We start from the raw sequence: 12,708 nt of genomic DNA on the forward strand, positions 1-12,708 counted from the left end.
GTCGTTCCGTGCGCCGGTCTTCGCGGACCGGGCGGCCTGCGGATCCTTCAGGCTTTTCCGGTGGACCGGAACTTCCGCCACTGGGTCCGGACGATCTCGTCGGGCACTCCCCCGACGTCCTCGGTGCCGGTGATCTCGGCGCGGAAGGAGAGTGTGGTGGAGCCGGACCGTACGACGGTCAGATACTCGTACAGCTTCAGCTTTCCCTTCACATCGAGAATCGTGAAGCGGTACGCGACGGCCTCGTCCCCCACGTCAGGCGCCTTGGCCGGTTCCGCCTTCAGATACTTCGCCCGCGCCAGCGCCCGGTCCTCGGTGAAGCCGCCCGCACAGTCGCGGCCCGCCGTACGCAGGGCCTTCAGCACGCCGGTCGCGCCCTGGCCGGCGTACGAGCGGAGCTGTACGGAGACGGTGAGCCCGAGCATCTCGTCCGGGATGTCGACCTTGCGGTGGACCTCGGCGACGGGATCGAACGCGGTGGCGCCCCGGGCGAGGCTGACCAGCGGCTGGCAGCCGGCCGGGTCCGCGGTGTAGTCCTCGCCGAGCGGGGCGCCGAGGGCGTACTCGGAGGCGGTGTACTCGCCGATCCGCTCGCCGTCGGTGAGGGAGGCGGCGGTGAGCTGCCGCTCGGTGAGGGGTGCGAGGCCGGGGGCGGCGCCCGTGGCCGGGGCGGAGGTCCCGCCGGCCGGACTCGCGCCCTTGGCTCCGTCGTCACCGCCGCCGGCCCGCTCGCCACCGCCGCACGCGGTCGCCCCGACGAGTACGAGACCGGCGGTCAGGGCCGCCGCACCGCCGCGCCATGTCCGCGGCGCCGACCGCGTCCGCCGCGTCCGCCTTCTCCCGGCCCCGAACATGGCTGCCCCCGTGGTGAGTTGATCTGCCGCGCGGCCGATCCGCTGGGTGGATCGGCCCGACGCCCGATTGTGCTGCATGGAACGGGCGGCCGGGCCCGTACTCAGAAGTGCGTGGCGATACCGAATGTCTCGCGGAGCCGGGCCATGTCGTGGCGGTCCCGGTCGGAGGGCTCGTACCCCTGGTGGAAGCGGACCTGCTGCTCGGGCGAGATACAGGCCACGCTCACCCCGTCGACGGTGCCCGTCGTGAAGCACTCCGCCGGGTAGACGAAGGGCCGTCCTGGGTCCGGTGACGACTGGACCGCCGAACCGTCCGGAGCGAACGACAGCGGATGGAGGTCGATCTCGTCACCGGTCCCGTGCCGGGAGAGGACGAACCGGACCGGGCGCCAGTCCAGTGTCTCGGTGAAGCCCTCGCGGGACAGCGCCTCGACGACGAGTGGCTCCTGTTCGGCGCGGTGCAGCAGGTCCAGGTCGCGGTGGGGGCGGGTCTGGGCGGCGAGCAGGGCGTCGATCCCCCAGCCGCCGGCGATCCAGACGTCCGCGCCTGCCTTCCGCAGCAGGGCGAGAACGGTCAGTACGGTGTCCGCGGTCATCACGGGGCGGATGTTATGCCGTCAATTCCCGCCGGTTCCAACGGTTTTCGGCGGGACCGTCCATGAGGGCGAGTCGGCCGCGCTCATTGACACCTCCCATCCGTGCGCCGATTCTTGAGAGCGCTCTCAAACCCCCCACAACGCAGGAGGCAGAGCGTGTTGGGCACAACAAAACTGCTCGCGTCACTGGCCGCCGCGGTGATCCTCGCCGCGGGGTTCACGGCCGCGGGCCCCGGGACACCGGCCGAGGCCGCTGAGGCCGCCGAGGCCGCGGTCCCGGCGACCATCCCCCTGACGATCTCGAACAGCTCCGGCCGTACGGACCCGGTCTACGTCTACAACCTCGGGACCAACCTCTCGACGGGCCAGCAGGGCTGGGCCGACGCGAACGGCACGTTCCACGCCTGGCCCGTCGGAGGCAATCCGCCGACCCCCGCGCCCGACGCGTCGATCGCGGGCCCGGCCAACGGGCAGTCGCTCACGATCCGGATGCCGAAGTTCTCCGGCCGGGTCTACTTCTCGTACGGCCAGAAGCTCGACTTCAGGCTGACCACGGGCGGACTGGTGCAGCCCGCCGTGCAGAACCCGGCCGACCCCAACCGGAACATCCTCTTCAACTGGACCGAGTACACGCTCAACGACGCCGGGCTGTGGATCAACAGCACCCAGGTCGACATGTTCTCGGCGCCCTACGCCGTGGGCGTCAAGCTCCCCGACGGCACCACCAAGTCCACCGGCCATCTCAAGGCGGGCGGCTACAACGGCTTCTACGACGCCCTCAGGAGCCAGCCGGGCGGCTGGGCCAATCTGATCCAGACCCGTTCCGACGGCACCGTCCTGCGCGCGCTCTCGCCCGGTCACGGGATCGGGGCCGGCGTTCTGCCCGCCTCGGTGATGGACGACTACATCAACCGGGTGTGGAGCAAGTACGCCACGTCCACGCTGACCGTGACGCCCTTCACGGACCAGCCGAACACCAAGTACTTCGGCCGGGTCTCGGGCAACGTCATGAACTTCACCAATACGGCGGGGGCGGTCGTCACCTCGTTCCAGAAGCCGGACGCCGACAGCGTCTTCGGCTGCTACAAGCTGCTGGACGCGCCCAACGACCTCGTACGCGGGCCGATCTCGCGCACGCTCTGCGCCGGGTTCAACCGCTCCACGCTGCTGACCAACCCCAACCAGCCCGACACGAGCGCGGCCGGCTTCTACCAGGACGCGGTGACCAATCACTACGCCCGGCAGATCCACGCCCGGATGGCCGACGGCAAGGCGTACGCGTTCGCCTTCGACGATGTCGGCGCCCATGAGTCCCTGGTGCACGACGGCAACCCGCAGCAGGCGTTCATCACCCTCGACCCGTTCAACTAAGCCGATTCGAACAGGCCGATGGCCCGGGGACCGTGCCCTTAGCGGGGCACGGCCCCCGGGCGGGGTTTCGCCGGTTCAGGGGATGTGACGGTGGACGTCGGGGCGGCTGGAGGGGCCCGGGGTGGCGTCGGCGATCCAGGGGCCGTCCCCGCTCGGGTCGATGATGCCGTCCTCCAGCCAGGTGTACCGGCCGGCGAGAACACCGCTCACGACCTTGCGGTCGAGTTCGTCGGTGTTGGACCACAGACGGCCGAAGAGCTCCTCCACACGGATACGTGCCTGCCGGCAGAAGGCGTCGGCCAGTTGGTACGCCTCGCGTCCGTGCTCGCCCTTCGTACGGAGCAGTTCGGCCCGTACACAGGCCGCGCTCATCGCGAACAGCTCCGCGCCGATGTCGACGATCCGGCCGAGGAAGCCCTGCTTGGTCTCCATCCGGCCCTGCCAGCGCGACATCGCGTAGAACGTGGAGCGGGCGAGCTTGCGCGCGGTCCGCTCGGCATAGCGCAGATGCACCGACAGATCCGGGTACCCCGGCCGGTGGAACTCACCGTACGAACCGGGCAGCTGGCCCGGTCCCGCGACCAGCTTCGGCAGCCAGCGCGCATAGAACTTCCCCGCCTGCGCACCCGCCCTGGCCTTGTCGGAGAGGGACTTGTCCGGATCGATGATGTCGCCGGCGACGGAGAGATGGGCGTCGACGGCCTCGCGGGCGATCAGCAGATGCATGATCTCCGTGGAGCCCTCGAAGATCCGGTTGATCCGCAGATCGCGGAGCATCTGCTCGGCGGGTACGGCGCGTTCGCCCCGGGCGGCCAGGGACTCCGCCGTCTCGAAGCCCCGGCCACCGCGGATCTGGACCAGTTCGTCGGCCATCAGACAGCTCATCTCCGAGCCGTACAGCTTGGCCAGGGCGGCCTCGATCCGGATGTCGTTGCGGTCCTCGTCGGCCATCTGGGACGCGAGATCGACCATCGCCTCCAGCGCGAAGGTGGTCGCGGCCATGAAGGCGATCTTCCCGCCCACGGCCTCGTGGCGGCCGACGGGCCTGCCCCACTGCTCACGGGCCGCCGACCACTCGCGGGCGATCTTCAGACACCACTTGCCCGCGCCCACGCACATCGCGGGCAGCGAGAGCCGGCCGGTGTTGAGCGTGGTGAGAGCGATCTTGAGACCGGCGCCCTCGGGGCCGATACGGTTCGCGGCGGGGACGCGGACCTGGTGGAAGCGGGTCACCCCGTTCTCCAGACCGCGCAGCCCCATGAAGGCGTTGCGGTTCTCGACCGTGATGCCCGGGGAGTCCGCCTCGACGACGAACGCGGTGATACCGCCCTTGTGGCCCTCGGAGGCCGGGACCCGGGCCATCACCACGAGCAGATCGGCGACGACGCCGTTGGTCGTCCAGAGCTTCACACCGTCGAGGACGTACGCGTCGCCGTCCGGCACGGCCGTCGTCGCGAGCCGGGCGGGGTCGGAGCCCACATCCGGCTCGGTGAGCAGGAAGGCCGAGATGTCCGTACGGGCCAGCCGGGGCAGGAAGGTGTCCTTCTGCTCCTGGGTGCCGAAGATTTTGAGCGGCTGCGGTACGCCGATCGACTGATGCGCGGAGAGGAGCGCGCCGATCGCGGGGCTCGCGGAGCCGATCAGAGCCAGCGCCCTGTTGTAGTACACCTGGGTGAGGCCGAGGCCGCCGTACTGGGTGTCGATCTTCATACCGAGCGCGCCCAGCTCCCTGAGCCGGTTGATCACCCGGTCGGGGATACGGGCCTCACGTTCGATGAGCGCGCCGTCGATCTCCGTCTCGCAGAACGCGCGCACCTTCGTCAGGAACTCCTCGCCGCGCCTGACGTCCTCCGGGGCGGGCAGGGGGTGCGGATGGATGAGATCGAGCCGGAAGCGGCCGAGGAACATCTCCTTGGCGAAGCTCGGCTTGCGCCAGCCCTGTTCCCGGGCGGCCTCGGCGACCTGGCGCGCCTCCCGCTCGGAGACCTTGGGCTTGCCCTGCGGTTCCTGCGGGGCGGATGCTGCTGAGGGTGCGGATGGGGCGGACATGAGGAACTCACCTCGCCGCGGAGTCGGGTCCAATGGGGGTTTTGCCGGCTGGTGCTACTCGTCCGTATCTACCCGATTAATGCCGCCCCCACCAGTCGTGGACGGAGGACCGGCCCCGGAGCGGGGGAACGCGGACGGCCGGAGTCCCGTACCGCGGACTCCGGCCGTTCGCCCGGCGTGCGACCGGGCAGGGCGCAGAGGGCTGGAAGTGCCTGGAGGGCTAGAGGGTGAGGCCGGTGAGCACCATGACGCGCTCGTAGGTGTAGTCGTCCATCGCGAAACGCACGCCCTCGCGGCCCACGCCGGACTGCTTGACACCGCCGTACGGCATCTGGTCGGCGCGGTACGAGGGAACGTCGCCGATGATCACACCGCCCACCTCAAGGGCGCGATGGGCGCGGAACGCGGCCTGGAGGTCATGGGTGAACACCCCGGCCTGGAGACCGTACTTCGAGTCGTTGACCGTCTCGAACGCCTCGCTCTCGCTCTCGACCCGACGGAGCGTCAGAACGGGACCGAAGACCTCCTCGCGGGCGACCGTGGCGTCCGCGGGGACCTCGGAGAGGACCGTGGGCGCGTAGGACGCGCCGTCCCGCTTGCCGCCCGCGAGCACCTGGGCACCGGCCTGTACCGCCTCGTCGACCCAGGCCTCGACGCGCCTGGCGGCATCCTCGCTGACGAGCGGCCCCACATCGGTGGTCTCGTCGGCGGGATCACCCGTGACCTGGGCCTCGACGGCGGCGACGATCCTGGGCACGAGCCGCTCGTAGACCGAGGCGTCCGCGATCACGCGCTGGACGGAGATACAGGACTGACCGCCCTGGTAGTTGGCGAAGGCCGCGATCCTGGTCGCCGCCCAGTCCAGGTCCCGCTCGCTCGCGTAGTCGGCGAGGACGACGGCCGCGCCGTTGCCGCCGAGTTCGAGTGTGCAGTGCTTGCGCGGGACGGAGTCCATGATCGCGAAGCCGACCTTGTCGGAGCCGGTGAAGGAGATCACCGGCAGCCGCTCGTCCTGGACGAGGGCGGCCATCCGGTCGTTCGGCACGGGCAGTACGGACCAGGCGCCGGCCGGCAGCTCGGTCTCGGCGAGCAGCTCGCCGATCAGGAGTCCGGAGAGGGGGGTCGCCGGGGCGGGCTTGAGGATGATCGGCGCGCCGACGGCGATGGCGGGGGCGATCTTGTGGGCGCAGAGGTTGAGCGGGAAGTTGAACGGCGCGATACCGAGGACGGCGCCGCGCGGGAAGCGGCGGGTCAGCGCGAGACGGCCGGCGCCGCCCGCGTCGGTGTCGAGGCGCTGGGCCTCGCCGCCGTTGAACCGGCGGGCCTCCTCGGCGGCGAACCTGAAGACGGAGACGGCGCGGCCGACCTCACCCCGGGCCCACTTGAGGGGCTTGCCGTTCTCGGCGGAGATCAGCCGGGCGATCTCCTCGGTGCGCTCCACGAGCCTGCGGGAGACATGGTCGAGGGCGGCGGCGCGTACATGCGCGGGTGTCGCGGCGAACTCGTGGAGCACGGAGTGCGCGGCGGCGACGGCCTCCTCGACCTGGGCCTCGGTCGGCACGGAGACGGTGCCGACGAGCCGGCCGTCCCAGGGGGAGGTGACATCGAGGGTGTCCTCGCCGGTGGCCTGGCGGCCGGCGAGCCAGAAGGCGTGGGTGGAAGTCATTGCGAGTCCGGGCCCTTCCGAGTAGATGGTCCGCGTGGGTGGGGGTGGAGCACGGCGGTGTCCGTCTCCACGGTAGGGGTGCGACGGCGGGAGATGGGTTGTCCGGGGTGGAGTGATGGGGCGCGGCGCGTACGCCGCTTTGTCGGGTACGGCGGACGCGGCGGGGTGCTGGGAGCTGCGGCGGGCTGCGGCGGGCTGCGGCGGAAAGCCTCGCCCGTCCGGCTCCTTCCCGGTCCCGGAAGCGCTACGCGGTCCTGGAAGGGTTACGCGGCGGGCGTACGCGCGCGCAGGTGACGTACTTGCTCCGGTGCGCCCGGCACTCCCGTGCACCCGGCACTCGCGTACGCCCGGCGCTCCCGTGCGCCCGTCACTCCCGTGCGCCCGTCACTCCCGTGCACCACTCCGGTGCCGTCCGTCGCTCCGGTGGCCCTCACTTCGCCGACCGCGTCACCCAGGCGGCCGTGTCACTCAGGCGGCGGCACCGTCTCCGCGCGTGTTGTCGTCTTCAGCGCCAGCCACAGCTCCATCCGGACGTCCGGATCGTCCAGTGAGCGGCCCAGGATCTCCTCGACCCGCCGCATCCGGTAGCGCAGCGTATGGCGGTGGACGCCCAGGTCCGCCGCCGCCGCGTCCCACTGGCCGTGCCGGGAGAGCCAGGCGCGGAGCGAGGCGACCAGGTCGCCCCGGCCCTTGGTGTCGTGCTCGTACAGCGCGCGGAGCATGCCGTCCGCGAAGGCCCGTACCGCGTCGTCCGCCAGCAGGGGGAGGATCGAGCCGGCCGCCAGCTCCTCGTGCTCCACCAGGGCGCGGCCCCTGCGGCGGGCCACCGACAGCGCCTGTTCGGCCTGCTTGTACGCGCCCGCCGCGGCGATCGGGCCGGTCGGCGCGGACAGGCCTATGAAGACGCCCGCCTCCTCCGCCTCCCGTGCGGCGTACTCCTCGGCCGCCGTGACCACCGTCCCGCCGTCCACGGCGAGCACCACCAGCCGGGGCCCCTCGCCGTCGGGGACCGCCAGCACCGCCTCCCGGGCCCGCGCGGCCGCGGCCTCCAGCGTCTCGGCGACCGAGGGCAGCGGATCGTCGGCCACGGTCTCCACCGACTCCGCGATCAGCAGCCGGAAGGGTGCGTCCAGGAGTCCTCCGTAGAGATCGCCCGCCACCGCGCGCGCGTGGTCGGGCTGTCCGGACAGCAGCATGCGCAGCACCGCGGACCCGAGCCGCTGCTCCGCCGCCCGAAGGCCGCTCGAACGCTCCGTCGTCAGCGTCAGCAGGGCGATCGCCGAGTGCACGGCGTACCGCTCCGCCGTGCCCAGCGCCCCTTCCGTCCCGACGGCGAGCGCACCCCTTACGCGCCGTCCCGTCCCCAGGGACTGGAGTTCGACCCGGTCGCCGGCGTTCGCGCCCGCCGGGTCGCCGAGCACCGCGCTCGCGGGCGCGGGCCGCTCCCGCAGCCGTTCCACATCGGCCGAGAGCCGGGCGGCCCGCCGCGCGGCCCACTCGGGCGCGGCGGCGACGACCGCTCCCGACGTGTCGTACAGCGCCGCCCAGCCGTCCACATACCCCGCGAGCCGGGCCAGCAGCGCGGCGGGCCCCTCGGTGAGCGCGGCGCGCGTCAGCTCCCGCTGTGCCTCGAACCCCTCCGTGACCGCGCGGTACTGATCGGCCGCGATCGCCGCCGACACGGCCTTGCTGATGGCGAGGAACGGCGTACGGCGGGGCACTCCCAGCAGGGGCAGTCCCGCCTCGCGCGCGGCCGTGACGAGCGCCTCGGGGATGTCCTCGTAGTGCACACCGAGGGCGAAGCCGAGGCCGACGACCCCGGCGTTCACCAGCCGCTGCACATACCGCCGCATCGCCCCGGGGTCCTCGGCGTCCAGCGTCGTCGCGGTGATGAGGAGGAGTTCGCCGCCCTCCATGTACGGGACGGGATCGGCCAGCTCGCTGGCATGGACCCAGCGCACGGGCGTCTGGAGCCGGTCCTCCCCCGCGAGCACGGTGAGGTTGAGCGCCGAATGCTGAAGGAGCGAGGCGAGGGTGGGCGGCATGGTGGAACCGTAGGGCCTTCGGCTGCGGACGGGCAGGGCGCCTGGCATATGACCGGCCACCCTGGACGACGACGGCGTCTACGACGTCCTGTATGAACGGCGTGCCTCGATTCTGCCAGGTTGTCCCACCGGGCGGCCATCGGGTAGCTCGGCTTCTCAGCTCAGCTCCTCAGCTCCTCAGGTCCACCAGCAGCGGCGGCGCGTACTCGCCGCCCACCGTCCGCAGCGACAGCACCGCGTGCCCGGCCGGTACCGAGTGCGCCAGCTCCGAGGCGGACCAGCGCTCCCGCTCGACCTTCCGCACGGTCACCGCGTCCGTCGTCACGGCCTTGCCGGTGACCAGCTTCCGGAACGCGTGGATGGCCCGGGTCAGCGGCTGATCGGCGAAGACCGTCCGCTGGGTGACATCGCGGGTCTCCACCCACTCCGTACCCCACGCCTCGGCGAAGCGCTTGCCGTCCCAGGTGGTGATCCCGGAGAAGGCCATCCGGCAGCCGACGGCCCCGAGCAGCGCGGTGTGCAGCGCCTCGGGCACGTCGTCGAGCGTGCGCAGGGTGAGCACCGCGCCCGCGTTCGCCGAGCGCAGCCGCTGTACGCCCCGCAGGGTCTCGGCGGTGAGGGTGCGGGTCGCGTCGTCCAGGACGAGGCAGGCGAAGAGGGAGCGGTCGCCCCGGACCGCCGCGTTGGCGGTGAACTGGGCCAGTATCAGCCGGGCCAGCATCCGCGAGGCCTCGGCGTGCCCGCGCTCGGGCAGCTCGATACGGACCCGCAGCGGATGCTCCAGGGTGCGCAGCGAGAACGGCCTGGTCCTGCCGGTGGTGTCGAAGAAGCCCGCGAAGGCGGGCCGGTCGAGCAGCGCGACCCGGTCGGCGAGCGCACGCCCCGGGTCGCCGGGCGCGCCCGACTGCCGCTCGCGCGCTTCCAGCTCACGCCGCATGGCGTGCTGCCCCTCGGCGTCGAGCCGCTCCCGCAGGTCGGCCACGGCGGCGGGCGAACCGTCGAGCAGCTCACGCAGTTCCGGTACGGCGGGCAGCCGGCCGTGCGCGGCCCGGAAGGGGCCGAGAAGTTGCGCGAGCGCGGTGGTGGCCCGTCGGCTGTCGGTGTCCGTCAGATCGCCGACGAGACCCTCGGCGAGCACGACGGCGGCCTCGTCCGGGTCCGTGGTGCCCCCGTACAGATCGAGGTCGTACACCGAGTCGGGATCACCGAGCCGGACCACGACGTCATAGGCGCCGTCGGGGCCGAGCTGGGTGCCGGAGGCGCAGACGACGATGACGGCGGCCTGGCCCGCGAGCGCCTGGAGCGAGAGCGACTCGACGACGGGCCGGACGAGCGCGTGCGTCTTGCCCGCCCCGGGCGGACCGACGGCGAGCAGCGAGGTCCCCAGGAGCACCGGGTCGAGCGCGAGACCGGTACCCCGCCGGGGATACGGATTCCGCTCCCCGTCGTGGACCGTACCGATCCTGACCTGCCGTACGAGCAGATCGTGGCGGGCGGCGCGTATGGGCAGATCGCGCTTGCCCGAGGGGTGGACACAGGCGCCCGCCCCCTTCCCGCGCACGGCCTCGGCGAACGCGGTGAGCCGTGAGGGATCGGCCCGTACGGAGTGCCAGGCGCGGCGGATACGGGCGTAGTCGACATCGCTCATGCGCCCGTCGCGCGCCTCGGACGCGAGGCGCACGGCGATCTCGCCCAGTCCGGCCGCTCTCAGCTCGGGCCACTCGGCGAGATCGTCCTCGGGCTCGGGCGGCGCGGGGGCGGCCGTGGCGGACCCGGCCCCGGGACCGCGGCCCAGCACGCGGCGGGCCAGCTCGGGCCAGCGGCCGAGGCGACCGAAGACGACGAGGAGACCGCCGATGACCAGCGCGTTGTAGATGTTCTGGGCGGTGGCGCCTTCCGGCGTTCCGGCCCACCAGGAGTCGGGGGTGAGGAGATACATCGGCCAGAGCCAGAACCCGCCGAGGTAGCCGTTCCACAGCAGCGACCAGAGCAGCATCCCCGCCAGCAGCGAGATCAGCGCTCCGCTGACGAGCTGCCGTACCGGCGTGCGCTCCGGCTCCTCCGGGGGGCGCGGCCGGTGTCCATAGGCCCAGGTCCCCGGGGCGTCCGGCGTACGCGGGACGAGCAGCCACTCCCGCAGGGTCGGACCGGCGTCGGGCGCGTGGCCGGGCGCGGGCGGCGGCGCCGTCTCGAAGGGCGCCGAGGACGGCGGGGGCGGCATGGGCGGTGGCGTGGCCGGTGGCATGGGCGGCGGCCCTGCCGGGCGCGGCACGGGGTTGGCGCGTGTGCCCCGTGAGTCGTGCGTGCCGTCGGTGTCCATCCGTACCCCTGCCCCCTGTGCAGTCCGCCGTCCGCCGTGCTGTATCCGCTCAATGTATTGCCACCGCCGCCTATTCGGCGGCTGGCCCACCGTCCCGTGTACGCAGGGGTGTTGGCGCGCTCCCCGCCCCGGCCGCGCCGGCCTCCGTGTCCGTCTCTCCCCGGGGGCTTTCCGTATCTCTGCCTGGATCTCTCTCCGGCCTCTCCCTGGCTCGCTCTCGGACCGCTCTCTGTCCGTCCCGGACAACGACACGCCCCCACTACTACCGAACGGCGCATGCCCGCACCCCTCCCCCGCCCCTAGCCTGCGAAGAAAGACCCCCAAAACACCCCCAGGAGCCCCTCATGACCGCCATCCCGCAGGAGCGCCGCCTCGTCACCGCCATTCCCGGGCCGAAGTCGCGGGAGCTGCAGGCCCGCCGTACCGCCTCGGTCGCCGGCGGTGTGGGGTCCGTGCTGCCCGTCTTCGCCGCCCGCGCCGGCGGTGGAATCGTCGAGGACGTGGACGGCAACCGGCTGATCGACTTCGGTTCCGGTATCGCCGTGACCTCCGTGGGCGCCTCCGCCGAGGCCGTCGTACGCCGTGCCTCCGCCCAGCTCGCGGACTTCACCCACACCTGTTTCATGGTCACGCCGTACGAGGGGTACGTCGAGGTCTGTGAACGGCTCGCCGAGCTGACCCCCGGCGACCACGCGAAGAAGTCCGCCCTGTTCAACTCGGGCGCGGAAGCCGTCGAGAACGCCGTCAAGATCGCCCGTTCGTACACCGGGCGCCAGGCGGTCGTGGTCTTCGACCACGGCTACCACGGGCGTACGAACCTCACGATGGCCCTGACGGCGAAGAACATGCCGTACAAGAACGGCTTCGGACCGTTCGCGCCGGAGATCTACCGGGTGCCGGTCGCCTACGGCTACCGCTGGCCCACCGGCCCCGAGAACTGCGGCCCCGAGGCGTCCGCCCAGGCCATCGACCAGATCAGCAAGCAGATCGGGGCCGGCAACGTCGCCGCGATCGTCATCGAGCCGCTGCTCGGCGAGGGCGGTTTCATCGAGCCCGCCAAGGGCTTCCTCCCCGCGCTGGCGAAGTTCGCCGAGGACAACGGGATCGTGTTCGTGGCCGATGAGATCCAGTCCGGCTTCTGCCGTACCGGCCAGTGGTTCGCCTGCGAGGACGAGGGCGTCGTCCCGGATCTGATCACCACCGCCAAGGGCATCGCGGGCGGTCTCCCGCTCGCCGCCGTGACCGGCCGCGCCGAGATCATGGACGCCGCGCACTCGGGCGGCCTCGGCGGTACGTACGGCGGCAACCCGGTGGCCTGCGCCGCCGCGCTCGGCGCCATCGAGACGATGAAGGAGCTGGACCTCGTCTCGAAGGCCCGGCACATCGAGTCCGTCATGAAGGGCCGGCTCTCCGCCCTGAGCGAGAAGTACGACATCATCGGCGACATCCGGGGCCGGGGCGCGATGATCGCGGTCGAGCTGGTCAAGGACCGCGCCACCAAGGAGCCGGACCCCGAGTCGACCGCCGCGCTCGCCAAGGCCTGCCATCTGGCGGGACTGGTGGTCCTGACCTGTGGCACCTACGGCAATGTGCTGCGCTTCCTGCCGCCCCTGGTGATCGGCGAGGACCTGCTGAACGAGGGCCTGGACATCGTCGAGCAGGCGTTCTCCGCCCTCTGAGGAACCCGCTCGGGGCCCTGCGGAAAGCCCGGTCGGGCATCCGGGGAACCCGCCGGGGCCATCGGTGAGGGCCTGTGAAGAAGGTGTGCGAGGGCGATGGCGGGACCCGTTTCCGGCTGTCGGTCCTC

The 12,708-nt window shown here is 72.1% G+C and carries 8 protein-coding genes; 2 read left to right on the top strand and 6 right to left on the bottom strand.

All coding sequences use genetic code 11. The annotated features are described in order from the left end of the window. Positions 1 to 47 precede the first annotated feature (47 nt). Positions 48 to 854 carry a hypothetical protein gene (locus OG214_RS10665; RefSeq protein ID WP_405984612.1) on the bottom strand — a complete coding sequence of 269 codons (807 nt, stop codon included), beginning with the start codon at positions 852 to 854 and terminating at the stop codon, positions 48 to 50. 101 nt (positions 855 to 955) lie between these two features. Continuing rightward, positions 956 to 1,450: a nucleotidyltransferase domain-containing protein gene (locus OG214_RS10670; RefSeq protein ID WP_363084721.1), complete on the bottom strand. Its 495-nt coding sequence runs from the start codon at positions 1,448 to 1,450 to the stop codon at positions 956 to 958. A gap of 156 nt (positions 1,451 to 1,606) precedes the next feature. On the opposite strand from OG214_RS10670, the gene OG214_RS10675 reads away from it, so the two are divergent. Then, entirely contained in the window at positions 1,607 to 2,821 is a 1,215-nt protein-coding gene (locus OG214_RS10675) for a glycoside hydrolase family 64 protein (RefSeq protein ID WP_405984613.1), read from the top strand. A 75-nt stretch (positions 2,822 to 2,896) separates the two neighbouring features. Here the strand turns inward: OG214_RS10675 and OG214_RS10680 are convergent, their stop codons facing one another. The 4 genes from OG214_RS10680 to OG214_RS10695 form a co-directional block, all read right to left on the bottom strand. Beyond that, the gene (locus OG214_RS10680) at positions 2,897 to 4,870 is read right to left on the bottom strand and encodes an acyl-CoA dehydrogenase family protein (RefSeq protein ID WP_363084715.1); all 1,974 of its coding nucleotides are present in this window, start codon (positions 4,868 to 4,870) and stop codon (positions 2,897 to 2,899) included. 220 nt (positions 4,871 to 5,090) lie between these two features. Next, the gene (locus tag OG214_RS10685) at positions 5,091 to 6,536 is read right to left on the bottom strand and encodes an aldehyde dehydrogenase family protein (protein ID WP_382852312.1); all 1,446 of its coding nucleotides are present in this window, start codon (positions 6,534 to 6,536) and stop codon (positions 5,091 to 5,093) included. A 464-nt stretch (positions 6,537 to 7,000) separates the two neighbouring features. After that, positions 7,001 to 8,581: a PucR family transcriptional regulator gene (locus OG214_RS10690; protein ID WP_405984614.1), complete on the bottom strand. Its 1,581-nt coding sequence runs from the start codon at positions 8,579 to 8,581 to the stop codon at positions 7,001 to 7,003. Positions 8,582 to 8,750: 169 nt separating this feature from the next. After that, positions 8,751 to 10,901, bottom strand: a complete 2,151-nt coding sequence (locus OG214_RS10695; protein ID WP_405984615.1) for an ATP-binding protein — start codon at positions 10,899 to 10,901, stop codon at positions 8,751 to 8,753. 344 nt (positions 10,902 to 11,245) lie between these two features. Here OG214_RS10695 and gabT point away from each other — a divergent pair, with 344 nt between their 5' ends. Next, positions 11,246 to 12,580 carry a 4-aminobutyrate--2-oxoglutarate transaminase gene (gabT, locus tag OG214_RS10700; RefSeq protein ID WP_382852304.1) on the top strand — a complete coding sequence of 445 codons (1,335 nt, stop codon included), beginning with the start codon at positions 11,246 to 11,248 and terminating at the stop codon, positions 12,578 to 12,580. The last annotated feature ends 128 nt before the right edge of the window (positions 12,581 to 12,708 follow it).

This window comes from Streptomyces sp. NBC_00872, from assembly GCF_045161915.1.
Taxonomy (GTDB): domain Bacteria; phylum Actinomycetota; class Actinomycetes; order Streptomycetales; family Streptomycetaceae; genus Streptomyces.